Here is a 25306-nt window from a genome sequence, read left to right as displayed (position 1 = left end):
TTTAATTTAATTCAGATAAAGAGCTTCCATTTTCTAGTTCATAAGGGGTTTTGTTTTTTTCAAAAATTCTAGCTGATAAACCGCCTCGCAAGAAGATTTCACTATTCGTTACGCGTAACCAACTTCCTTCTCTTAGCCCAACAACAGGTTGTGGGTTTAATTGATGGAACTCTTTTATTCTAGTTTCTCGAGTTTCTCCCTTGTGTTTTGAGGTTGGATCTGGATCAAGATAATGAGGATTGATATTAAAAGGAACCACCCCTAAGGTTTTAAAACTTTGGGGATGAACGATAGGCATATCGTTTGTTGTTTTCATATCTAAACCACAGATATTACTCCCTGCGCTTGTTCCCAGATAGGGTACTCCGGATAGTATAGCTTTTGTTAGTGGTTCAATAATCCCTTGTCGATGTAGTTGGTCTACAAGCAAAAATGTATTTCCACCACCTGTGTAGATACCTTTGGCATCTGTAATCGCTTCAATGGGATTGTCGAACATATGAATACTACTAATTTTTTTATCTATTTTTTTGAAAATGTTATTTACACCAATGGTATATTCATCATGAGAAATCCCTCCAGGTCTCGCATAGGGGATAAAAAGTATTTCCTTGCAATCTGCGTATAATTTTACTAAGGATTCTTTTAGATACATTAGAGGATCACTCCCGTGAAGTGTTGATGTGCTTGCGATTATACAGTTTGCCATTATTTTTTATAAAAGTAGTTTAACGTTTTCTTATACTCAATTCTTCTCAGAAGAGAAAAAAATGTAGTATCTTAAAACATAAAATTAACCCGATTTGCTATGAAAATAAAATTATCCCTACTTTTTGTGTGTTTTTTTGTGAGTATTTCTTTTGCTCAAATTACCTCCCGTGTTATGGTAGAAGGTAAAATTAGTGCCCCAATTGGAGACAATGTAGAAGGTGTTGTGGTCTATAACCGAAGTACAGATAAGGGTACTATAACAAATAAAGAGGGGTGGTTCAAGATTAATGCAGGAATCAATGATAGAATAGAGGTAGTTGCAATGCAATATCAACATTTTATAATATTAGTTGATAAGGGAGTTGTTGACAGTAAGCGATTACACATATTTTTACACGAAACAGTAAATCAACTAGAAGAAGTAGTGGTTACTCCTTACGATTTGTTGGGTAACGTTACTGCTGACGTGGGAAAAATAGATGTAAGTGTCGGAGGATTGAATGAGGTTGAAGATGAAACGTCGTCTATAGTTAATGATATTCATTATGATTTTACACAGGATAATTTATCATTTTTAGAGAATAAAGTATTGCTAGAGGACAGGATGATTAATGGTCTGAATTTTGTTAATCTTTTTAAGGCAGCGTATAAAACAAAAAAGTCTAAAAAGAAAAAGAATGCCACAGATATAGATGTTAGAATTCGTGATGTATATGATGACCAGTTTTTTAAAGATTATTTAGCTCTAGAAATCAATCAAATCAATGATTTTATTTTCTTCGCAGAAAGTAATGGGTTAAACAAAAGTTATTTTAACGAGGGAAAAGAATTAGATCTATTGCAATTTTTGGTGTTCCAAAGTAATTTGTTTTTGAAAGAACACTAATATTCGAAGGTTTTGTAATTATATAGTGTTTTTATCGTCTTTCTTCTGATAATCTTTATGTAGGAGGTAGGTAAAGGTTATGTTAGATGATATATATGACAAAATCTTTACTTTTTCTTTTTTTACTTTCTTCTTTTCAAATATTTGCACAATCAAATGCTATTAAAGGAAAAATTATCGCGGATTCTCTAAAGGGATACGCCATTAATATTATTAATTTCACCCAAGAAATAGGAACCACGAATGATGATCATGGTTTTTTCGAAATACCCGCAGTTAAAGGGGATTCTCTGGTTTTTTCGTCTGTACAATATGAAACTAAGTCAGTTGTGGTGACTCAAGATATAGTATCGCAGGATATTATTACTGTTATACTAAGGTCTGGTGTTGAGCAATTAGATCAAGTGAATATGAGTAATGTTAAGTTGTCTGGTAATTTGAAAAAAGATATGAGTATGGTAGCAATTACCCCTTTTGTTGATAATCAAATATTAGGCCTTCCTTTTAGTGATAGACCCCAGCCAACTTTGGCCGAAAGAAGAATTATGACAGCAAAAAGCGGAATAATAGACCGTCCTCTTAATTATTTTAGTGGTGCAATAGAAAAATTAAAAGAAATAAAGAGGATAGAAGACCTCAAAAAAATAGTACAAGAAGGTGAACATTCACTTCACAAAACTTTTTTTATAGATAGTTTAAAATTACCCGAAGAGTTAGTTACTGATTTTATGTACTATTGTGCTAATGATGTGTCTTTTAAACCACTCCTAAGAAGTCCCGATGGTTTGGCTCTACTCGAGTTTTTTGAAAAAAAAATAGTGTCGTATAAAAAACACAAGGAGATTGAGTAACCAAGACTCAATGTAGGTTTTGCAAAGTTTGGTATGATTTTTTGTCTAGTAAGACTAAATTTAATTTACATTTATCATTTAATAATTTTTTTATAATGAAGAAAATTGTCTTTACATTTCTTTTTATTCTTACATTTTTGCTTAGCTCTTTTACTAATGGGCATAAATTTTATGTTAGCGTTACAGAAGTAGAGTTTAATGTTAAAAGTAGTTCTATTCAGGTGATTACAAGAGTTTTTGTAGATGATATCGAGGATCTTTTAAAAGAAAGGTATGACCAATCTATCTTTTTGGATAAAGGAAAAGAGACCAAAGGTGTTGATGCTTATTTGAGTAGTTATCTTAATGAAAAACTTGTATTTGTTGTAAATGGAAAAAGAGAATCTTTTGTTTTTATTGGCAAAGAATATGAAGATGACCTTATTATTTTTTATCTCGAAGTAGAAGATGTTTCATCTTTAGAAACTATAGAGGTGACGAATAAAGTTTTGATGGATCTTTTTGAGGAACAACAAAATATAGTTCACGTTAAGAAAGAAAAAAAGCGCAAAAGTCTAATCCTTGAAAAAGAAAGAGAGACCGGGATGTTAAAGTTTAGTAAATAAATTATTTAAACTTTTAAAAAACAAGTAATTTGCGTGACTAAACATAAACTCAAAATGAATTAAATGAAAAAAATACTTTTAGTCCTTTTGGCGATTTTTTTGATGTTGGGAGCAGTTACCTATGCTCAAGATCAGGGAGCGGCGAAAAATGAACGTGAATTAGGACATACAAATAAGAACAAATTTAAGCAAATGTATGATGAATTTGCTACTCCCAATATGTATCGAACTGGTTCTGGGGCACCAGGTCCGGCATATTATCAGCAGCAGGCAGATTATAAAATGGACATAGAGCTTGATGATAAAAATAAAAAAATATCGGGTAGCGAAACCATTACATACACAAACAATTCTCCTGATAATTTAGAGTTTCTGTGGGTTCAATTGGATCAAAATATGCGAGCAAAAGATTCAAAAACACCTTTAATAGAAGGAAGTGGAGTTGATCCCGCCTCGTCACCTCAAGGTTTTATTACTAAGTATTTGGCAGAGCGATTTGATGGAGGTTTTAATATCACTGCAGTAAAAGATTCTAATGGAAAACCACTAACATATACCATAAATAGAACTATGATGCGTATAGAAATGCCTAAGCATTTAGCATCTGGTGATAAATTTGTGTTTTCAATCGACTGGTGGTATAATATAAATGACCATGTTAATGGAAGAGGACGTTCTGGATATGAACAATTTGAGGATGGTAATAGGGCTTATGTGATCGCTCAATTTTATCCTCGAATGGCAGTATATAATGATGTTGAAGGATGGCAAAATCATCAATTTTGGGGTAGAGGAGAATTCGCTTTACCGTTTGGGAATTTTGAGGTAAATATTACGGTTCCTGCAGATCATATCCTTGATGGAACCGGAGTCTTAATGAATAGAAAGGAAGTCTTTACTAAAGAAATGTTGACTCGATATGAAAAGGCCAAAAAATCCTATGATTCTCCGGTAGTTATTGTTACTGAAAAGGAAGCAATAGCCAAAGAAAAAGTTTTTTCTAGTCAAAAGAAAACATGGAGATTAAAAGCTGAAAATGTTCGAGATTTTGGTTTTGCAACGTCGAGAAGGTTTATTTGGGATATGATGGCTGTAAAGATTGGAGGAAAAGATATAATGGCCGTCTCAATGTATCCTAAAGAAGGGAATCCACTGTGGGAAGATTGGTCAACAAAAGTTGTGGCTAGTACACTTAAATCATATAGTCGAATGACTTTTGATTATCCGTATCATAAGGCTATCTCTGTACACGCAAAAAATCAAGGAATGGAATACCCTATGATTTGTTGGAATTATGGTAGACCAGATAAGAATGGTAATTTTAGTGATCGTACTAAATACGGAATGATGAGTGTTATTATCCATGAGGTTGGGCATAATTTTTTCCCTATGATTGTTAATAGTGATGAACGTCAATGGACATGGATGGATGAAGGTTTAAATACTTTTGTGCAGTATGTTGCTGAACAGGATTTTGGAGAGTGGTATCCAAAAGCATTGGGATCTGATTCAAAGTATCCATCTCGCCGAGGACCAGCACAAAAAATTGTTCCTTATATGAGCGGTAATCAGAGTAAGTTGTCGCCAATTATGACACAGTCTAACAATATTCATCAGTTTGGTCCGAATGCATATGCAAAACCAGCAACTGCACTGAATATTTTGAGAGAAACTGTAATGGGAAGAGATCTTTTTGATTATTCATTTAGAACCTATTCCCAAAGATGGATGTTCAAGCATCCGACGCCAGAGGACTTTTTTAGAACTATGGAAGACGCTTCTGCCTTTGATTTAGATTGGTTTTGGAGAGGATGGTTCTACACTACAGATTATACAGATATAGGAGTACGAGATGTTAAGAAGTATGTGGTTTCAAAAGTTCCTACACTTAATGCTCAGAAATTTGCTTCGACTAGCAGGAGTTTGCGATTTGCCAACCCATCTGATTTAGTAATAATGGTAGAAGAAGGTAGTGACCAATATAATAGAATAAAGAAAAATGATGGTATTATTGAGGATCCAATAGCATTAAAAGAATATGTTATGGATAATTTTTCGCCAGAAGAACGTCAAAAACTCAAAGAACCTAAGTTTTTCTATGAGGTTACTTTTGAGAAACCAGGAGGACTGGTGATGCCTCTAATTGTTGAGTACACCTATGAGGATGGGACTAAAGAAACTATTACTTATCCTGCAGAAATATGGAGAAAAAATGATCATGTTGTTAAGAGAGCAATTGCAGCAGAAAAAGCTATTTCTAAAATTGTTGTAGATCCAAAACAAGAAACTGCGGATATTGATACTTCTAACAATAGTTGGCCTCAACAAAATACATTGGGGAAATTCGAACAATTTAAAAATAAAGTTAAGGGACAATAGTTTCTTGATTAATTTCTATAAAAAGAAGCCATTCGAAGTATATTTGAATGGTTTTTTTATATATAATATTACCTATATTTGCATTGTTATGACAGTATTACCCTTATTTATTAGCGGAACAGAGATAGCTTTTATAGTTTTTATATTGGTGATGGTTTTCGGTGCTGATAAAATACCTGAAATAGCAAGAGGATTAGGTAAAGGAATGCGTGTAATAAAAGATGCGACTAATGACATCAAAACTGAAATTACAAAGAGTGCAGATATGCATGGACTTGATGCCGATGTAACTTCATCAATTACTTCTGATGTAAAAAAAGAAATAGGTAAGGTTCAAGAAGAGATAGATGACATTACCGGATCTATTAAGCGTAAGTTTTAGGTTGCTTTCCCAGTACAGTAATAGCTTAAAAAAACTAATTTTACTTGTTCAATTTTGAAACAAGTACTTTCCGCTTATTTTTCTAGATACCTTAAGTTTTTTAAGATGTAGAATTAATTACTTTTTGCATAAGTATTTATGAGATGTAATGGCGCATGCTCTTTCATTATCTGTATGTTGAAAATGAAAGCTACTAATCATTAATTTATGACTGTTATTTGGTAAAACAGATCGCAGTTTTTTTACTTTTTATATTCAGAAATTTACTAATTTCTTTACGATAAACCCGAAGTGCACATCATATAAGTTATTCATGCTTTGGAAAATAGATAATTGTGATTTTGTTATTTTGACAAGTTAATGTGTTAAAATTTAATAATTATTTAATATATTAGTATTTAAATTGTGTAATTGTTAAAATTTAAAACTTAGCTATTTCGATTACACAGTTTTTAACACAAACTCATAAATCTTATTCTAAAAATGAAAAAATTCACACTAATAGTCATGACACTATTATTTGTGCTATCATGTACTAATGAGGACACAAACGAAATAATAGATCAAAGTATCAGCAATACGGATACAAAAACACAAGAACTACTTTCTGTAACAGAAATTAATGCTTATATAGAAAGCGAATTGAAACAAAATGGTGATGTAATATGGAAAAATGCACCTACAAATGTATTATGGAGTGCAGTTGTTCATGGAGAAGGTATTTTGAGTATTGGATATGGGGATGAAGGACAAAGTTTTTCTGAGCCTGGTAAGAAATCCTCGAACTTAATTACTGCAAGAGAAAATGTACTTTCATTAGTGCAATCGGGAGAGGGATTACTAAAATCTAGCGACAAAATTTTAGCAGATGAAACGTTGAATGTGATTGATGCAGAAATATCAAATTTCACAACGATATTGGCTCTTCAAAATGCTGAGCAAATACGTTATTTGGATCCTTCATATGGTTTGTATCTAGAGGAAAAGGTATCGGTAAGTCAGCAAAAATCTGCGGGGTGTGTAACAAGCGGAGAGAATATTAACAGTGCTGATTATAGAGTGATTTCACCAAATGCTTGGTTACCATGGAATTTTGACATCCACAATGTGACACAAGCATGGGACTATAGTACTGGTGCTGGTATTACTGTTGGTCTAATTGATACGGGTATATCAGCAAGTCAGAATTTGTTGGGTAATGGATTTAATGATGGCGTTTCTTCAGGAAGAACGGTAGAACGTTATGGAACATATATAGACTCCTTTTGGTGGTGGGCTAGTGGTACGGATGGTCCAAATGATAAATGCGGTCATGGTACGCAGATGGCCTCTGCGTTGGCATCACCAAGAAACAATGATCTTATGCCGGTAGGAGTTGCTTATAATTGTAATCTTGTAGCATATAGAGGAACAGAAGATGTAGTATTAAATGATTATCATGAGAGAAAAGGAGTGAGTAATGCGTTAGAAAGCTTGGCAAATAGGTCAGATGTTAAGATTATTTCTATGTCAGTAGGATACCCTTGGTCTATTGGTAACGTAAAAGATGCAGTAAAATATGCCTATTCGAAAGGAAAAATGATTATTGCGGCAGGAGGTACTTCTACCACATTTACCAATTGGTATGGTGTCATTTTTCCTGCAAGTATGTCAGAAACTGTGGCAGTGACAGGAATAAAGGATAATGGCTATAATACTTGTGATATTTGTCATGATGGTAGTAAAATTGATTTTACTATTGTAATGCAAAGAGCAGCAAATACCGATAGAACTTCACCCGTGATCGGGTTTAATACAGGTGATAAATCTTATGCAGGTGGGTCCTCTATAGCAACTGCTACAACAGCGGGTATTGCAGCATTGGTATGGGCTACAAACCCAAGTATGTCAAGAGATCAAGTACTTAATAAATTAAAGCAAGCCGGAGAGTTTTACCCTAATCCAGATAGTGATTTTGGATATGGTAATATAGACGCGCTCAAAGCGGTACAATAATCTCCCATCCCCCAATGGATAGATTACCTTAAAAAGCTCAGTTATTGTGTAAGCAAAATAACTGAGCTTTTTTATTAAAAGGAAACTCTGCGATGTTCTTCACGCACGCACAGGCAAATTAGATTGATGTAACTCTACTGATGGTTAGACCATCGCGTATAGGTAATAGCACAGTTTCTACTCTTTCGTCTTCTACAAGAAGTTTATTGTAGTCTAACAACGCTTTAGTAGTAATATCATCTTTTTTAATTTTTTGAATCACCTTACCACTCCATAATACATTATCAGAAAGGATAATGCCACCTGGATTCATTTTGTTAATTATCAATTCAAAATAATTGCTATAGTTTGGTTTATCAGCATCTATAAAAACCAAATCAAATGTTAGGTTAATAGAGTCAATGATTTTAGTAGCGTCTCCTATATGTTGATGTATTTTATTGCCATAAGGCGAAAGGTTGAAATATTTTCTCTGAAAATCCTCTAACTCTTCATTTATATCAATGGTATGCAAGGCCCCATTGTTTTGCATGCCTTCTGCCAAGCATAATGCAGAATATCCTGTATACGTCCCTATTTCTAAGATGTTTTTTGGATTAACCAGTTTAGATAACATACTTAAAACTCTACCTTGGTAGGGGCCACTTAGCATTCTGGGCTGAAGTATTTTTTGGTACGTCTCTCTTGTTAATTGTTGCAATAATTCGGGTTCTTTTTGACTGTGTTTTACCACATAGGTGTCTAATTCTTCAGGAATAAAATGCATGGTGTGATTTTTTTACAAAACTAAAAAAACTTTAGTCTATAAAAGATTATACTGTCTAATTCTAATACAAATTATTTTTTAGGTGTTTAAAGAGGAGATTGTGTATTTTTGATGTAAAAAGCAACGAATGCAGTTCGAGAATACTAGAGAATTTGCTCAAGAATTAGATCAAAAAGATGAATTAAGAGCATATAAAGACCAATTCTTATTCCCTAAAGTAGAAGGAAAAGAAGTAATTTATTTTGCGGGAAATTCATTGGGCCTTCAACCTAAGAATACGCAGAAATATGTTGATGAGGTTATGAAGGATTGGGCAGATTTGGCGGTAGAAGGACATTTTTATGCAGAAAAACCGTGGTGGGATTATCATGAGCGTTTAGCAATACCACTTAGTAAAATTGTAGGGGCAAAACCTCAAGAAATTACAGTTATGAATACCTTGACTGTGAATCTTCATTTATTAATGGTTTCTTTTTATCGGCCCCAAGGGAAACGCTATAAGATTATTTGTGAAGAAAAGGCTTTTCCTAGTGATCAGTATTTATTGCAGAGCCAGGTTAGATTTCATGGATATGAACATACAGATGCCATTGTAGAAATAAAAAAAAGAGAAGGAGAGCACAATTTTAGGACTCAAGACATACTTGATACTATAGAGGAAGTAGGTGATGAGTGTGCTTTGTTGCTGATAGGTGGTGTGAATTATTATACAGGACAAGTGTTCGATATGAAGGCTATTACTGAAGCAGGACATGCCGTAGGAGCAATGGTCGGGTGGGATCTAGCTCATGCAGCGGGGAATATAAAATTAGAACTACATAATTGGAATGTAGATTTTGCTTCTTGGTGTAGCTATAAGTATATGAATAGTGGTCCGGGTAATGCATCTGGTTGTTTCATACATGAACGTTTTCACGGACAAAAAAATATTAATAGATTCGAAGGTTGGTGGGGAACAAGCAAAGAAACTCGTTTTCTTATGAAACCAGAGTTTGAGCCTATGAACAATGCTGATGCTTGGCAATTGAGTAATGCTCCAATTCTGGCATTAGCACCTTACTTGGCTTCCTTAGAATTGTTTGATACCGTTGGTATGGATTCCCTTATCAAAAAGCGAAATCTTATGGTTTCCTTTCTAACCTATGTTTTAAAGGAAATTGCTGTTGAGTCAGATAGTGATTTTGAAATTATAACACCTTCTTCCCAAAAAGATAGAGGTACACAACTTTCGGTATTTTTACATGGCGAAGGGAGAAAAATATTTGATTATCTGATGAAAAATGGAGTGATTACCGATTGGCGAGAACCTAATGTAATTAGATTGGCCCCGGCTCCTTTCTATTGCTCATATGAGGACATGTTTGAGTTCGGACAGATACTTAAAAAAGCTATTTTAGAAAGTAGAAGTAAGAAAGTATAATCTATAGCAAAAAAGACTGATTTTATCAGTCTTTTTGGGTTACTTAATTACATTTTGGTAAAAGAAATAGAATCACCAACCTTAAGGTTCCAGACCTCGGTAAGTGAAGCGTTTACTTCTAGTACAAATTGTGCGGGTTCTAAAGAGGGCAAAGATGTTTCATCAAAAGGTTTAGCATTTTTTTGTATACTTACTACTTTCTTTTGACCATCAATAAAAATGATATCTAGAGAGAATTCTGTGTTTTTCATGTAAAAAGATCGTTGAGCTTCCTCAGGAAAAACGAACAACATTCCTTGGTTATCTAGCATAGATTCTCGATACATAAGACCAGTTTGTATTTGATACTCATCATCAGCTAATTCTATATCTAACTCAGTTATAATATTGAATTCCGAATTACTTTTACCGAATATTGAGAGTTCTCCTTCTTTGGTAAAGACGATTTCTTTAACGAGATTTTGATCATTTCGAGACTCTGTTTTACAAGATAATAATGTGGTAAAAGAAGTAAGTATAAATAAAATAAGAATGCTTTTTTTCATCTGTTCTGATATAAAAAATAAAAGTAGATAAAATAGATGCATTTCGAAAGTGGGAAGAGAAACTTTTTAGCTATTGTCTGTACTATAGCTTCTTAAATAAGCTTAGAAAATTATAAAAACATGTGTTTCACTAATTTTTTAAGGTAGTTCAGCTACGATTGATCAGAAACCAGAGTGTTTGCCTTAGTTTTTAGAGGTAAAGCAAAATACCTTAAGATAAAGAAGGTCTCAATAAATTTTTTGATCGAACAATAATCTTATTATTGCTGTAGTGTATATATAGTTAGTAAACTATATTTAATAAACCCCAGTCTATGAAGTATAAGATGGGTAAAAAATCAATGTCATTAAGTTATAGGTTAAACAGCCCTATATTCTATTTTTTGAAAACGATTGTTAAAGAATTATTTTGGGGGACAAAACTTTAAAAGTTTTAATAAAAATTTGATGTAAATATCTAGGCATAATACTAAAAATAGGTCGATAGTAAAAAGCCTAATAAGGTTTAATTTTTCCTTTAACTTAATGACACAATTTAACGTAATGATCGTGTCTACTTTAAAATTTGAAAATAAAAAAAAGAACTACATCCTTAGCAATGATATATAAAAGTATTTTGACAAGCACAAAAACTTACAGGTTTGTCAAAAATGAGTTGAGTTTTTTGCTAATTTAGAGTTCTGTTTTCTAAGAATTAATCAAATCAAGTAGCTCTTAATTATCTGCGCATTGCATAAAGAGATGCACCAGGTAACTCCTTAATAAAATTAAGCACTGATCTAAAAGTTAATCCAAAAGTTGTGTAAAACTGTCCCATAAAATTATGATTTAAATGATTTTGGGGTAAAATTAAGGATATCTGATAGTTAGATAAAATAAAACAAAAGTAAAAATTCTGTTTTCGATACAAGTTTGAAAAACATAGTTAAAAAACTATAAAAAAATGTTAAGTAGAAAGCAGTCTGTAGTATTTTTCCTTCAAGTTAAAAATGAGCTCAAGGGAATTTGTCAATGACAATATGGTTTTTCCGTAAAACTCTAAATGCTAGATACTTGTATATTTTTGTAAAACGTCAGCAACCCGTTAAAAAAAGGTGTTTCACTATGGGATATTGAGATATTTATGAGTCTGTAGAGATATTTTCCATTTTGGGTTTTTCATAACATAATCCACTATAAGTGGAATTATTTTTTCCCGTACACTCCATTCTGGTTGTAGATACAGTATACAATTATCTTGCACTTTTGATGCTTGTTGCTCTGCAAACTCAAAATCATTTTTATTGTATACTATGCACTTTAATTCATCTGCTTTAGAATAAATTTCTTCTGTTGGAAGTTTTACTTTTTTGGGCGAAAGACAAATCCAATCCCAATCTCCAGTAAGTGGATATGCACCAGAGGTTTCTATATGTGTTTGTGCACCTTTTTCTTTAAGACCTCTAGTTAGAGGGTTCATATCCCATGTCAATGGTTCACCTCCTGTAACAACAATTACATTGCTATGCCTAAGAGAATTTGTGATAATAATATCTGTATCTGTAGGGGGATGTAATTCTGCGTTCCAACTCTCCTTTACATCACACCAATGGCAACCAACATCGCAGCCACCAATCCTTACGAAATACGCAGCTGTTCCTTTATGAAACCCTTCTCCCTGAATAGTATAAAATTCTTCCATTAAAGGAAGCATCTTACCCATGTTTACCAATTTTTGTACACTCTCTTGCATAAGGGTGCAAAGGTAAATAATAATAAATTATCAAGTTATGATTATGAATTCGGATTTTTAGATAATTCTGATACTATGAAGTGGTTTACACTTTTTTGATTTCAGTTAAAAATAGTGGTTTCTTGATCACGTGTTAGTATTTTGGGTGTTTTTGGTTACACAATTTATTTAGCAGCAATACATTCGATTTCTATTTTTGCGCCAAGTGCTAATCCAGAAGCCGCAAATGTAGTTCGTGCGGGTTTTTGAGGTAGATACATTTTGTATATTTTATTAAAAGAAGCAAAATCTTCTATGTTAGATAGTATGACTGTGCACTTAACAATATTGTCCATTTTCATATCATGTTGTTCTAGGACGGATTTGATATTCTCAAGAGCTTGTTTTGTTTCTGCTTCTATACCGCCGTCAACAAGTTTTCTTGTTGTATGATTTATGCCTATTTGTCCTGATAAAAAGAATAAATTACCTACTTGTACAGCATCAGAAAATGGCGCATTTGCCTTTTTTGGTTCATGAGTCTTATGAAAAATTATTGAGTTTTCGGAAGTTGGAGAATTTGGTTTACAACTTATTAATAGGAACAGTAAACCAATTGATATAACTTTTTTCATATGGTTTTATGAGTTGTTATAGGTTAGTAATTTTTTTTACTTTGTATTAAAAATAACGTATAATTTCAATAGAAAAATTAAGATTGCTATTTTTATGAAAAATTATATCAAATTATGAGCGATAATCAGGCATTTCTTGATCATATCAATGAAGGTTACAAAACAAAAGGGGATTTCCTTACAATGGGGGCTGCAATGCATAAAGGAGAAACAATAACTGAAGCTCATGTAAAGATACCTCTCAAAACGTTAAACCGTCATGGGTTGATAGCAGGTGCTACGGGTACTGGTAAAACAAAAACATTACAAGTTATTGCAGAAAATTTGAGTGAGCAGGGGATTCCTGTAGTTTTAATGGATATTAAAGGAGATCTCAGTGGTATTGCAGCAGCAAGTCCTGGGCATGCAAAAATTGATGAGCGCCATGAAAAAATAGGAATACCTTTTGACCCTAAAGCATTTCCCGTAGAGATATTAAGCTTGTCTGAGCAAGATGGAGTTCGACTTCGTGCTACAGTTAGTGAGTTTGGACCAGTTCTGTTATCTAGAATTCTAGATGTTACTTCTACTCAGGCAGGAATTATTTCTGTAATTTTTAAGTATTGTGATGATAATAAATTGCCGTTATTAGATCTTAAGGATCTTAAAAAGGTACTACAATTTGCAACAAAAGAGGGAAGAGAGACGCTTGAAAAAGATTATGGACGTATATCTACAGCATCAACTGGAGCGATTTTGCGAAAGATTGTAGAGCTAGAACAACAAGGAGCTGATTTGTTTTTTGGGGAAACTTCTTTTGATGTTCAAGATTTATGTCGCATTGATGAAAATGGTAGGGGTATTATTAATATAATTAGATTAACGGACATACAAGATAAACCAAAACTATTTTCGACTTTTATGCTCAGCCTATTGGCAGAAATATACGGAACTTTTCCAGAGCAAGGAGATAGTGGTAGACCAGAATTGGTTATTTTTCTTGATGAGGCACATCTAATTTTTAAAGAAGCTTCTAATGCGTTAATGGGTCAAATAGAGAGTATCGTAAAGTTGATACGTTCAAAAGGAGTAGGGTTGTATTTTGTGACTCAAAATCCAACAGATGTACCAGATGGGGTTTTGAGCCAATTAGGATTAAAAATTCAGCATGCGCTAAGAGCGTTTACAGCAAAAGACAGAAAAGCAATTAAGCTAACTGCAGAGAATTACCCTATTTCTGAGTTTTATGATACCAAAGAAGTTCTTACCTCTTTAGGGATTGGAGAAGCTTTGGTGTCTGCGTTAGATGAAAAGGGAAGACCTACACCATTAGCAGCTACTATGCTGAGGGCTCCGATGAGTCGAATGGATATACTAAGTGATAACGAATTAAAAGCTGTGTTAAAAAAATCAGAGTTAATACCTAAATATAATGAAGAAATAGATAGAGAAAGTGCTTATGAGTTATTGAATAAAAAAATTGAAAAAGCAGAAGCAGAAGAGGCAAAAGAAAAAGCAAAGAAAGAAAGAGAAAAATTAAATAAGAGCTCGTCGAGTTCTCGAAAATCAAGCAGAAAATCAAGTACTACAGAAAAAGCAATTATAAAAGTACTTACAAGTGCTACTTTTATAAGAGGTGCTTTGGGGGTACTTAATAAACTACTAAAGTAAAATTAATACATAATTCATTATGATAAAAAGAATTTCTATCATCCTATTCGTTTTGATAAGTATTTACAGCTGTAATAAAGAAGTAAAACAAGATCCTTTTGAGATTGGCATCAATGAGGTAGGGCTTTTGACTCATGAAACGCGTGTTAGAGACTTAGATTCTATTTTTGCTAATGATTCAATTGTAAAAAGAATTGGAGAAGAACAACTAATAAGTGCGTCTAACGAAATAGAGATATATGAAAAAGGTGGAGCTAAACTATTAGTGCTAGAAGCTCATGAGGAGTCTGATCCTAGTTCTACCATAGAAAATATCCAAATAATTGACCCTAGATACAAAACAGCTTCTGGCTTATCTTCTACAAGTGTTTTTAAGGATATTAAGGAGTACTACACAATTTCAAAAATTAATAACACGTTAAGTACTGCGGTTATATTTGTCGATAGTATTCAGGCTTATTTTACCATTAGTAAGAAAGAATTACCGGCTAAGTTTCAAACAAGTACAGATGCTAAGATAACTGATACAGATATCCCTGATTCTGCAAAGATTAAACATTTTTGGATTCATTGGGATAATAAATAAAAGGTATGAGTAAAAAATATACAATTCAGAAATCACCTTTTGTAGTTCCTACCACAGATGGTAAGCTAATCGAAGAACATTTTGGAATGGCGTCGGATAAAAGTTCTAATATTAGTATCGCTCATATGATAGCACCTCCTGGGTGGAGTGAACCTTTTCAGACTCCTGATTTTGATGAGTATACATATATCATAAAAGGTAAAAAACAATTCTTTATTGATAATGAAAAAATAATATTAGAAGCTGGACAATCCATAAAAATAAAAAAACATACAAGAATTCAATATTCTAACCCTTTTAATGAAGAATGTGAGTATCTTGCCATTTGTCTTCCTGCATTTACTATGGAGGCAGTTCATCGTGAAGATTAATGAAAGAAAAATATAAAAAAAAACTACCTGTAATCATTGGGAAATATATCCAATTCCTCTTTTTTTTTAATAAAAAAAAGGCGCTCAGAAAGGCATATGTGTTGTTTTGTACTCCCAGAAAAGGGAGTGTTTTGCCAGAGCAAGAATATTTTCTTGAAGAAGCAGAAGATGAAGTTGTTCTTGTAAAAGATGTATATGTCCAAACCTATCGATGGTCTGGTATGGGTGAAACTGTTTTATTAGTTCATGGGTGGGAAAGTAATTCGTTTCGTTGGAGAGAGCTCATAGAAAAATTACAGAGACAAGGGTATAACGTCATTGCTTATGATGCACCTGCACATGGCAATTCATCTGGAAAGATATTTAACATTCCGCTAAACGCAGAGTGTCTTCAGAAAATCATAGAGTTATATCGTCCTAATTATGTAATTGGCCACTCTATGGGAGGAATGACCACCATTTTTCATCAATACATTCATTCGAGTCAAGAAATTGATAGGTTAATCATGTTAGCACCTCCTTCAGAATTATCCAGAATGGTACAAGAGTATCAACAAGTGCTTAGGTTTTCTACTAAATTTATGAAAGCCTTAGATCAATATTTTAAAGAGAAACATGGTTTCTATTTTGATGAGTTTTCGTCGGCCGATTTTTCGAAAAAAATTACTATTAAGGGATTATTGATTCATGATAAACTAGACGATATAACACCTTATACAGAAGCGGAAGCAATTAGCACACATTGGAAAAATGTTACACTTGTTCCGACAGAAGGATTTGGTCATTCCTTGTTTTTTCCGGAAGTAGATCGTATGATTCTAGATTTTTTAAAAGATTAATAAAAGCCGAAACATCGCTCCCACTATAATTGATTTTATGTGAGAAATGGTATGCACTTGTATAAACACTATATTTGTAGACTATTTTTGTTACTATGTCAGAATCTAATTTAACAAGACTCAATAAATTTTTAAGTGAAGTAGGATATTGCTCCCGAAGGGAAGCAGATAAGCTTATTGATCAAGGTAGAGTTACTATTAATGGTGTTGTGCCCGAGATGGGGACCAAAGTTGCTACAGGAGATCAAGTTCATGTTGATGGCGAATTAATCACTAATTCTGAAGAAAAACATGTATATCTAGCTTTTAATAAACCCGTAGGGATTGTTTGTACTACCTCACAGCAAGAAAAAGATAATATCATTGATTATATAAAATACCCTAAACGAATATTTCCTATCGGAAGATTGGATAAACCAAGTGAAGGGCTTATTTTTTTGACTAGTGATGGTGATATTGTTAACAAGATTCTTAGAGCAAGAAACAATCATGAAAAAGAATATATTGTTACTGTAGATAGGCTTATTAGCGATCAATTTATCAAACGTATGGCAAATGGAGTTCCTATTCTTGATACAATCACAAAAAAATGCGAGGTTGAACGCATTAATAAGTATACTTTCAAAATTATTCTTACCCAAGGCCTAAACCGGCAAATCCGAAGAATGTGTGAACATTTGGGGTATGAAGTGATAAAACTAAAGCGAGTGCGGATAATGAATATTTCTTTGGATATTCCTGTAGGAGAATGGCGTTATTTTTCAGAGAAAGAATTAGAAATTATCAATCAAGATGTTACAGATTCAGGCAAGACTAAGGAGTATTCGCTAACAACAAATTCGGATCAAAAAAAGAAAAAAAGCTCTGTAAAGAATTCTACTTTTAAGTCAAATTCGAAAGGTGATTTTTCGAAAAAAAATAACCCCAAATCGCCAAGTAGAAAGCGCAGAGACCGTATGAATTAGTTGTATAATTATACATAGGTTTTTTGTGTGATTTATGATTACTGAAGTGTTATTGAGTTATCCCTTTAGTTTTTTCAGTTTGCTGAGTATAAAATTGAATGAGGACCTGTCTTTTGCATGTTAATAATATCTTAATCTACTTTGTTCTATAAGTATTTAATTTTCAAAATAAGTAAATTTCATGTCGAATCAATTTTATGTAATGATATGAAAACATTGGTCTTAAGTGTACTTTTACTTATTTGTGGTCTTATAACATCCCAAGGCACCTATGAACCTACAGGTGCGTATCCCTTCGGAAAACCTAATCCGAACGCTCCAAAAGAAATACAGGATTATGCGCCTATGATTGGTATTTGTGATTGTAACTCACAAACAAGAAATCAAGATCAGACATGGGCAGAACCCGTTAAAATGACATGGGAGTTCAAGTATATCATGAATGGTATGGCAGTACAGGACCAAACGATAAAGGAAGATGGTAAGCATTCGGGTAGCATACGTCAATTTATTGCAGATAGTAGTCGATGGTTTGTTCATTACTATTCATCAGCGACCCCTTCTACTACTTTGGGGACATGGGAAGGAAATAAAAAAGGGGATAAGATAATTTTATATAAAAAACAGAATGCTCCTAACGGAATGGAGGGTTTTTTTAAAATTACCTTTCATGAAATAAATGAAAAAGGTTTTAAATGGCTAGGAGAATGGACTAATAAGGATAAAACAATATCATTTCCTACCTGGAAAATAGATTGTGTTAAAAGAAAAGATACTTCTACACTCTCAGATGAAGAGCAGATAAGAAGTTTGTCTGCAGCATTTTCTGCTTCATATATTAAACAGGATTACGAAGCAATAGCAAGATCGTATACCGAGGATGCAAAAATTTTCCCAAATAATACGTCAATTATTAGCGGGTACGAGGCCATTAAGAAAAGATGGTCGGGGGCTTCTGGTTATGTACCTATTGAGCATGAGATTATACCAGAAGAGATTATTATTCTTGGTGATACGGCACATGACTACGGTTATTATAAAGGCAAAAATAAAAATAACGATGGTTCTGAGTTGGTTTATAAAGGGAAATATGTCGTAGTCTGGAAAAAAATAAATAATCAATGGAAAATGTATCTTGATATATGGAATCGAGTGAAACAATAGGTAAAACTGTATTTAATGTTTCGAATAAATGTATGTTATATTTCTTTAAAAAATTATGAAAACTCTCTCTCCGTTTCATCTAGCAATCCCGGTAAATGATCTACCACTTGCCCGTAACTTTTATAGCACAATCCTAGAGTTCGAAGAAGGGAGGAGCAGTGACCATTGGGTCGACTTTAATTTTTTTGGACATCAGTTAGTTCTTCATTATAAACCAAAGTCTGACTTAGAAAACAAGTATAGTAATCCTGTTGATGGTAAGGATGTTCCTGTTCCTCATTTTGGGGTGATATTAGAATGGGAAAAATGGCTAGAGTTTTCAGAAAAACTTTCTGAGAAAAAAATTAAGTTTGTTATAGAACCATATATAAGGTTTAAAGGAGAAAAAGGAGAACAAGCGACACTGTTTTTTTATGATCCATGTGGTAATGCCTTAGAATTTAAGTCTTTTAAAGACCCTTCTCAATTATTTGAGAAATAATTCGTCTAATGTTTTATTATCATTTTATATAAATATGCGCTTTTCTTTTAGACAATCGTTAAAATTGTGCTTTTTCTTTAATTACACTTCGATTGTTAAAGGTATACTAAGAAATTCTTACTATATTCCGCCCCCGGAATAAACTCAATATAAGAAAATGGATTTTACCAGCCCTTTGGTCTATGGAGTGCCTTGTTTTTTAGGACTCATATTATTAGAACTTACATATAGCAAAACACATGATCATAAGGATCTTTATAATTGGAAAGACCTTAAAGCGAGTTTAACTATGGGGGTAGGGTCTGCTATATTGGGACCCTTAATCAAAACGGCTTTTTCGATTGTTCTTTTTCATTATGTATACGAGTTTTTTAATCCAGAAATTGACGGAGTACGTACTAACATAATGGGTTGGAAATCATTTGGATATGCTTGGTATGTTTGGTTGTTATGTCAATTGGCAGATGATTATACATACTATTGGTTTCATAGACAGAATCATATGGTACGTGCCTTGTGGGCAGCGCATATCGTTCATCATTCATCTGATAATTTTAATCTAGGAACAGCAGTGCGTAATGGCTGGTTTACCTTGTTATATAAACCTTTATTTTATATGTGGATGCCAGCAATAGGTTTTCCGCCAGAAATGGTAGTTGTTTGTCTGGGTATCGAGGCTTTATGGCAATTTCAATTACATTCTGTGTATATTCCTAAAATGGGAATCATAGAAAAGATATTTAATACACATACGATGCATCAGGTACATCATGCAAAGAATGTAGAATATATGGATAAGAATCATGGAGGCTTTCTTAATATTTTTGATAAAATATTTGGTACCTGGAAAGAACTTGATGAAAACATAGATGTTCAATATGGGGTAACTCATGCGCCTAATTCATATAATCCATGGGTTATTCTAACACACGAATACAAGGATATCTGGAATGATACCAAAAAATCAAAAAATTGGTATCATAAATTCATGTATATTTTTGGTCCTCCAGGATGGAGTCATGATGGTAGTACAATGACGGTAAAACAAATGCAAAAAGAGCTTGAGCTAAAAAAACAACAAGCCTTATAAAAAACCGTATTTTTGAAATTCGGAATCCCTAAAATCGAGTTTCATGAATTACGAAGATTGTATAGCGCAACAACGCCATTTTTTTAATACAAATACAACTAAGGATGTATCTTTTAGAATAAAGGAACTTAGGCGTCTTAGAAGTGTTTTGCAAGAAAATGAGGAGCTATTGTACTCTTCTATTTATTCAGATTTTAAAAAATCGAAATTTGAGACGTATACTACAGAGTTGTCTATCATTTATCATGATATAGATCTTGCAATATCCAAAATTAAGAAATGGACTAAAAAAAAGAGAGTATTTTCTGGTTTGACAAATCTTCCTGCAAGAAGCTATATTATTCCGGAGCCTTATGGAACTATTTTAGTTATTGGCGCTTGGAATTATCCATACCAGTTATCTTTATGTCCTGCTATAGCCGCTATTTCTGCTGGTTGCACAGTTATACTTAAACCAAGCGAAGTCCCTTCGAATACGGCTTCTACTTTGGCAAAGCTGATTAATCAAAACTTTGATCCTAATTTTTTTAAGGTGATAGAAGGTGGGGTGCAGGAAACCACAGATTTATTAAAAATTAAGTTCGATAAAATATTTTTTACCGGGAGTGTTCCTGTAGGAAAGATTATTTACCAAGCAGCAGCAAAACATCTTACACCGGTTACCCTAGAGTTGGGAGGAAAAAGTCCTGCTATTATTACCAAAGATGTTAATATGGCTATGACTGTAAAAAGATTGGTTTGGGCCAAATTTCTTAATGCCGGACAAACCTGTATTGCTCCTGATTATGTAATGGTCGAATCAAGTGTGCACAAAACTTTTTTGGAAGCCATGAAAACTGAAATTTTAAACACAGATTATCAGGTGGAGAACCATAATTATACGCAAATAGTAAACGACAAGAACTTTGAACGCCTTGTTAGTTTTTTGGATAATCCAGATAAAATAAGTTTAGGGGGTGATTATAATGCCGAAAAGAGGAGTATACCTCCGACGCTTCTTACTAACGTTGAGTTTTCTGATAAGATAATGCAGGAGGAGATTTTTGGACCTATTTTGCCTGTACTTTCCTTTGAGTCTATAGAGGAGGCAATAACAAAAATAAAGAAACTGCCAAAACCCCTTTCTTGTTATGTGTTTACTAAAAGTAATAGGATAAAAAAGAAAGTCCTCGATGAGATTTCATTTGGTGGAGGAGCAATTAATGATGCTGTTATGCATTTTAGTGAACCTAGGCTGCCTTTTGGTGGTGTTGGCGATAGTGGGATAGGTCAATATCATGGACGCTATGGATTCGAAACATTTTCTCACCAAAAAAGTATTCTTCAAAAATCTTTCTTAATAGAACTTAATTTAAAGTATTCCCCATATACTAAAAACAAGTTAAAGTGGATTAAAAGACTTCTTAGTTAATGACTAATGAGTTTTGATTAGTGTTTTGTCTTCTAAAAGCTCGAGAATATAATTTTCTACAGTATCTGTGTCCCAGATAGATTCAATTGTTTCCATTTGCATTACTTTTTTCATGATTGCAGCTTGTTGGTCTCCAATCTGAAGTGCTTCTTTATATGGACGGTGACTAAATGTGACTCTAGAGTATAATGGCAACCATTTATTAGGATATTTTTCTGAGAAACGTTTTTCTATCTTTTTTTGAAGAATAAAATTAGGATCTGCCGTTTTAGTACTCATTTCGATAAAGTTGCGATATGACAATTCTGCAATTGCATCAGCATTTGGCTTGCGCGATTTTTGATACGTTTCAAATATTTCTTGCCAATTATCATCTCCATGTTTTTCGATAATTTCATCGAGTATCGTAATGTCTTCAAAACCAGCATTCATACCTTGTCCGTAAAAAGGAACGATTGCATGGGCAGAATCGCCGACCAATGCTATTTTGTTCCAATAGGTCCATGGGTAACATTTCATAGTTACAAGAGCACTTGTTGGGTTTTTCATAAAATCCTTTAACAAATCCGGCATTAACTCAATTGTATCAGGAAAATGCAAATTCCAGAAATCTAAAACTTCCTTTTCATTTGTAAGGTTTTCAAAAGAGTTTTTTCCTTCATGTGGCATAAATAGTGTGCAGGTAAAGCTACCATCAAGATTTGGCAATGCTATCAGCATAAACTCTCCTCTTGGCCATATATGTAGGGAGTTTTTATCTAATCGATGAGTACCATCAGGATTAGCAGGAATGCCCAATTCCTTGTATCCTGTATCTAAAAAATTTTGAGAATAGTTAAAACGACTTCTTCGCTGCATTTTATGTCGAACCCGAGAGAAAGCGCCGTCACAACCAAAAATAATATCATATTGATATTCTTTCCACTCACTTTTTTCTGTTTCTCCGGTGTAGATTTTGGCTTCGGGTAAATTAATATCCCATACTTTTTCATTAAATCTAAATTCTACTCCTGCATTTTCTGCAAATGTGATCATTTCTCTATTTAGAATTCCTCTTGGGATTGAATAAATAGCTTCTCCATTCATCCCATAATGTTGCGAGTATTCGGGATTACCTAAAACATGAATAGATCGTTTATGCATTGGTATAGCCAAGTTTCTTACATCATCGCCAATACCTATTTTGTCCAAAGTTTTCCATCCTCTTACAGACATAGCTAAGTTAATAGAGCGACCACTAAAATTAATAGTTCTAATGTCGGGTCTTCTATCAAATACAGTAACGTTATGGTTTCTTTTTTTTAGATATAGGGCTAATAATGAGCCTACAAGCCCACTTCCTACAATGGCAATGTTTTTTGTTTGCATAAATTAATTTGCGGTTGATAACCCGTTGGACTATACAAAGAATCATGTTCAGAAGATTCGAGTTTTAATGTTTCCAACAGACCTGCGTTCATTCTAACAGAAAGCACATATTTACACTAAAACCTTCGGTAAATGTAAGGATTATAAGTGAATTATGCCCGATCTTCGAGTTTAGAAGTAGGAATTATTCCCCAGAAAACAGTTATAATGTAGCCTTTATCGAAAAGAGTAAGGGGTATAATCTATCTTTTAGAACAAACATTTCTTCTTCATTTTTTATCATGTTCAGAAATATTTCATAAGGTGATTCATTATGTTCCTTTAGATATTCAATTCTTAACCCTGCTTCTGTAAGATGTAATGAGGTATCTAATACCTTACAGCACAAATAAACCTTGCACTGAGATGAAGCTCATCATTAAGTCGTTGTGCTAAGTCTATTCCTTTTTTTTGATAAATCGATCCCAGTACATTTTGCTCCCATTCGACTTAGGCTTAGGGTGTCTTGAGCAAAATGACATTGTAGGTGTAGTATAGTTTTCTGAGAAACATCACCCAATGGTTCTAATTCATAACGTTTTAATGATGTTTTTTCTTCTTTGAAGGCTTTTCAATGCATAAAAATCACTGTCTTTATTTACTACTACTTTTTTATTCTAAGTTTCTTTATTTGTTTCGAAATAATGTTCAAATTCTTCACTCATTATGCTGTTTAATTAGATTTAAGTAGTTTTGAGCGTATCTTTATCATAAATATAATGAATCATTACACATTACAGGATCTTACAGATATGCCTTCTAGGTATCGAGCGAATCTCATGAATAGTTGCACAGGGTATAAACCTTGTAATTTGTTAGGAACGAAAGGGAAAAACGAGAAAACAAATCTTGCGATTTTTAACTCTATAACCCATATTGGCAGTAATCCACCATTGTTAAGTTTTGTTTTAAGACCGACTACTGTAGCTAGAAATACGTATCAGAATATCAAAGAAACTGGTTTTTTTACAATAAATCAGGTGCATAAGGATATGATTGCAGACGCACATCATACGTCGGCAAAATATGAGGATGATATTTCAGAATTTGATAAAACAGATTTGATTTCTACCTATAGAAATGATTTTTTTGCTCCTTACGTAGATAAAAGTCCCATACAATTAGGGTGTTCTTATGTCAATGAATATTTGATCAAAGAAAATAATACTATTTTGGTGATTGGAGCTGTTGAGCATTTATACCTGTCTAATGAATTAATACATCCCGATGGTTGGGTGCAATTAGATAAAGCAGAAACAGTCTCGTCAATAGGTTTAGATGGTTATGCATTGCCTGAGGTATTAAATCGATTTGCTTATGCAAAGCCGGACCAACCTATAAAATCAATACTTAATCAGTCTTAATGAAATTTTAGGGGTGCGGCATAGTGTTGGGTTGAAGTTATTTTGATGAGGTATGTTTTTTGTACGTGTAATTGATAATTTATATTTGAGTGATAGCTTTTTTTAAGAAAATTGTAATTTGAATATGAGTAAAACGACCAACTGATTATGATCAAAGAGTTTAAAGAATTTTCAACAGGTGCATTACTAAAAGTTGCAGACGAAGAATTATTATCACTTTATAAAGAGTCAAAGCAAGTAGGTTTGTTTACGTTTATTTGGTCAAGAGAAGAGCAAATTACATTAGAAATAGATGGAATAACAACGTACATTGACAGGAATACAATCGTTGTCTTAACACCAAATCAGTACTTTAGATTCTTGCAAGGTTCTGGTATTACGGTATATCAATTTAATAGAGAGTTTTACTGTATTAAAGATCATGATAAAGAAGTTAGTTGTATGGGAGTCCTGTTTTATTCTAATTCGGTGATTACAGAAGTAATTCTTACCTCTAAGGAGTTGAATAAGTTAGAGACGTTACATCATGTTTTTTTGGATGAACTGGATACGGTAGATACGATTCAGTCAGAAATGTTGCAAATGTTAATGGCAAGATTCATTATTACCACTACGAGATTGATAAAACAACAAGGTGGTTTAGGAAAAATGGGAGATCAGGTAGATATAATTAGAAAATTTACGATTCTTGTAGATATGCATTTTAGAAAGGAACATGCAGTTAAGTTTTATGCAGAAAAATTGTTTAAGTCACCTAAAACATTATCAAATAATTTTGCCAAATTTGAGAAGAGCCCATTACAAGTTATTCATGATAGAATAATTTTAGAGGCTAAAAGATTACTTATTTATACTGATAAATCTTTAAAAGAGATCGCGTACGAAATAGGTTTTGATGATGCCTCTCACTTGAGTAGAATGTTTAAAAAGCATACATCTTTTCCTCCTTCTGAGTTTAAGAAGCAGCTAAAGCCAGAGTCATTATGAGAAATTAGGGTCTTGTTCTAATTAGATATATTGTAAACTATAATTTTGAGATGTATTGATTTTGTATACCTGCTTTCTAAGTAATATGCTTTGAAGTCTTCTAAG

24 protein-coding genes are annotated in these 25306 nt (G+C 33.2%); 18 read left to right on the top strand and 6 right to left on the bottom strand.

All coding sequences use genetic code 11. The features are described from left to right. Position 1: 1 nt before the first annotated feature. Positions 2 to 709, bottom strand: a complete 708-nt coding sequence (gene pepE / locus DZ60_RS0114275; protein ID WP_025742721.1) for a dipeptidase PepE — start codon at positions 707 to 709, stop codon at positions 2 to 4. Positions 710 to 808: 99 nt separating this feature from the next. On the opposite strand from pepE, the gene DZ60_RS0114270 reads away from it, so the two are divergent. The 6 genes from DZ60_RS0114270 (at position 809) to DZ60_RS0114245 (ending at position 7809) form a co-directional block, all read left to right on the top strand. Further along, entirely contained in the window at positions 809 to 1597 is a 789-nt protein-coding gene (locus tag DZ60_RS0114270; protein WP_025742720.1) for a peptidase associated/transthyretin-like domain-containing protein, read from the top strand. A gap of 95 nt (positions 1598 to 1692) precedes the next feature. Then, complete coding sequence (locus tag DZ60_RS0114265; RefSeq protein WP_161634424.1) at positions 1693 to 2448, top strand: peptidase associated/transthyretin-like domain-containing protein; 756 nt, start codon at positions 1693 to 1695, stop codon at positions 2446 to 2448. A gap of 95 nt (positions 2449 to 2543) precedes the next feature. After that, positions 2544 to 3053 (top strand): DUF6702 family protein, encoded by a 510-nt coding sequence (locus DZ60_RS0114260; protein WP_025742718.1) that lies wholly within the window; start codon positions 2544 to 2546, stop codon positions 3051 to 3053. Positions 3054 to 3116: 63 nt separating this feature from the next. Next, positions 3117 to 5432, top strand: coding sequence for a M1 family metallopeptidase (locus DZ60_RS0114255; protein ID WP_025742717.1), 2316 nt, complete (start codon positions 3117 to 3119; stop codon positions 5430 to 5432). Between the two features lie 88 nt (positions 5433 to 5520). Then, positions 5521 to 5814, top strand: coding sequence for a Sec-independent protein translocase subunit TatA/TatB (locus DZ60_RS0114250; RefSeq protein WP_025742716.1), 294 nt, complete (start codon positions 5521 to 5523; stop codon positions 5812 to 5814). A 483-nt stretch (positions 5815 to 6297) separates the two neighbouring features. Further along, positions 6298 to 7809, top strand: a complete 1512-nt coding sequence (locus tag DZ60_RS0114245; RefSeq protein ID WP_025742715.1) for a S8 family peptidase — start codon at positions 6298 to 6300, stop codon at positions 7807 to 7809. 118 nt (positions 7810 to 7927) lie between these two features. Here the strand turns inward: DZ60_RS0114245 and DZ60_RS0114240 are convergent, their stop codons facing one another. Beyond that, positions 7928 to 8575 (bottom strand): O-methyltransferase, encoded by a 648-nt coding sequence (locus DZ60_RS0114240; RefSeq protein WP_025742714.1) that lies wholly within the window; start codon positions 8573 to 8575, stop codon positions 7928 to 7930. A gap of 127 nt (positions 8576 to 8702) precedes the next feature. On the opposite strand from DZ60_RS0114240, the gene kynU reads away from it, so the two are divergent. After that, the gene (kynU, locus tag DZ60_RS0114235) at positions 8703 to 9995 is read left to right on the top strand and encodes a kynureninase (RefSeq protein ID WP_025742713.1); all 1293 of its coding nucleotides are present in this window, start codon (positions 8703 to 8705) and stop codon (positions 9993 to 9995) included. Between the two features lie 47 nt (positions 9996 to 10042). Here kynU and DZ60_RS0114230 read toward each other — a convergent pair whose 3' ends face one another. The 3 genes from DZ60_RS0114230 to DZ60_RS0114220 form a co-directional block, all read right to left on the bottom strand. Continuing rightward, the gene (locus DZ60_RS0114230; protein ID WP_025742712.1) at positions 10043 to 10540 is read right to left on the bottom strand and encodes a DUF192 domain-containing protein; all 498 of its coding nucleotides are present in this window, start codon (positions 10538 to 10540) and stop codon (positions 10043 to 10045) included. A gap of 1102 nt (positions 10541 to 11642) precedes the next feature. After that, on the bottom strand, positions 11643 to 12272 hold the full coding sequence (locus DZ60_RS0114225; protein ID WP_025742711.1) for a 7-carboxy-7-deazaguanine synthase QueE: 630 nt from the start codon (positions 12270 to 12272) through the stop codon (positions 11643 to 11645). 164 nt (positions 12273 to 12436) lie between these two features. Next, positions 12437 to 12886 carry a RidA family protein gene (locus tag DZ60_RS0114220; RefSeq protein WP_025742710.1) on the bottom strand — a complete coding sequence of 150 codons (450 nt, stop codon included), beginning with the start codon at positions 12884 to 12886 and terminating at the stop codon, positions 12437 to 12439. A 114-nt stretch (positions 12887 to 13000) separates the two neighbouring features. Between DZ60_RS0114220 and DZ60_RS0114215 the strand changes: the two genes are divergently transcribed. The 9 genes from DZ60_RS0114215 to DZ60_RS0114170 all read left to right on the top strand — a co-directional run bounded on the left by DZ60_RS0114215 (position 13001) and on the right by DZ60_RS0114170 (position 21443). Then, positions 13001 to 14536 carry a helicase HerA-like domain-containing protein gene (locus DZ60_RS0114215; protein ID WP_025742709.1) on the top strand — a complete coding sequence of 512 codons (1536 nt, stop codon included), beginning with the start codon at positions 13001 to 13003 and terminating at the stop codon, positions 14534 to 14536. A gap of 19 nt (positions 14537 to 14555) precedes the next feature. After that, positions 14556 to 15122 carry a hypothetical protein gene (locus DZ60_RS0114210; protein WP_025742708.1) on the top strand — a complete coding sequence of 189 codons (567 nt, stop codon included), beginning with the start codon at positions 14556 to 14558 and terminating at the stop codon, positions 15120 to 15122. 5 nt (positions 15123 to 15127) lie between these two features. Next, positions 15128 to 15493 carry a cupin domain-containing protein gene (locus DZ60_RS0114205; protein ID WP_025742707.1) on the top strand — a complete coding sequence of 122 codons (366 nt, stop codon included), beginning with the start codon at positions 15128 to 15130 and terminating at the stop codon, positions 15491 to 15493. Beyond that, positions 15493 to 16332: an alpha/beta hydrolase gene (locus DZ60_RS0114200; RefSeq protein ID WP_025742706.1), complete on the top strand. Its 840-nt coding sequence runs from the start codon at positions 15493 to 15495 to the stop codon at positions 16330 to 16332. Before DZ60_RS0114205 ends, DZ60_RS0114200 begins: the two co-directional genes overlap by 1 nt. Before the next feature lie 95 nt (positions 16333 to 16427). Continuing rightward, the gene (gene rluF, locus DZ60_RS0114195; protein ID WP_025742705.1) at positions 16428 to 17297 is read left to right on the top strand and encodes a 23S rRNA pseudouridine(2604) synthase RluF; all 870 of its coding nucleotides are present in this window, start codon (positions 16428 to 16430) and stop codon (positions 17295 to 17297) included. Positions 17298 to 17504: 207 nt separating this feature from the next. Further along, positions 17505 to 18461: a YybH family protein gene (locus tag DZ60_RS24720; RefSeq protein WP_081740500.1), complete on the top strand. Its 957-nt coding sequence runs from the start codon at positions 17505 to 17507 to the stop codon at positions 18459 to 18461. Positions 18462 to 18516: 55 nt separating this feature from the next. Continuing rightward, complete coding sequence (locus DZ60_RS0114180; protein WP_025742704.1) at positions 18517 to 18942, top strand: VOC family protein; 426 nt, start codon at positions 18517 to 18519, stop codon at positions 18940 to 18942. A gap of 157 nt (positions 18943 to 19099) precedes the next feature. Further along, positions 19100 to 20032, top strand: a complete 933-nt coding sequence (locus DZ60_RS0114175) for a sterol desaturase family protein (protein ID WP_025742703.1) — start codon at positions 19100 to 19102, stop codon at positions 20030 to 20032. A 43-nt stretch (positions 20033 to 20075) separates the two neighbouring features. Continuing rightward, positions 20076 to 21443 carry an aldehyde dehydrogenase family protein gene (locus DZ60_RS0114170; RefSeq protein ID WP_025742702.1) on the top strand — a complete coding sequence of 456 codons (1368 nt, stop codon included), beginning with the start codon at positions 20076 to 20078 and terminating at the stop codon, positions 21441 to 21443. Between the two features lie 3 nt (positions 21444 to 21446). Here DZ60_RS0114170 and DZ60_RS0114165 read toward each other — a convergent pair whose 3' ends face one another. Continuing rightward, positions 21447 to 22811 (bottom strand): FAD-dependent oxidoreductase, encoded by a 1365-nt coding sequence (locus DZ60_RS0114165; RefSeq protein WP_025742701.1) that lies wholly within the window; start codon positions 22809 to 22811, stop codon positions 21447 to 21449. Between the two features lie 758 nt (positions 22812 to 23569). Here DZ60_RS0114165 and DZ60_RS0114160 point away from each other — a divergent pair. Both DZ60_RS0114160 and DZ60_RS0114155 read left to right on the top strand, forming a co-directional pair. Continuing rightward, complete coding sequence (locus DZ60_RS0114160) at positions 23570 to 24214, top strand: flavin reductase family protein (protein ID WP_025742700.1); 645 nt, start codon at positions 23570 to 23572, stop codon at positions 24212 to 24214. Between the two features lie 147 nt (positions 24215 to 24361). Further along, entirely contained in the window at positions 24362 to 25201 is an 840-nt protein-coding gene (locus tag DZ60_RS0114155; protein ID WP_025742699.1) for a helix-turn-helix domain-containing protein, read from the top strand. The last annotated feature ends 105 nt before the right edge of the window (positions 25202 to 25306 follow it).

This window comes from Aquimarina pacifica (genome assembly GCF_000520955.1).
Classification (GTDB): domain Bacteria; phylum Bacteroidota; class Bacteroidia; order Flavobacteriales; family Flavobacteriaceae; genus Aquimarina; species Aquimarina pacifica.
The sequence above is the reverse complement of the archived record's forward strand: the minus strand, read 5'-3'. Positions and strand labels throughout refer to the sequence as shown.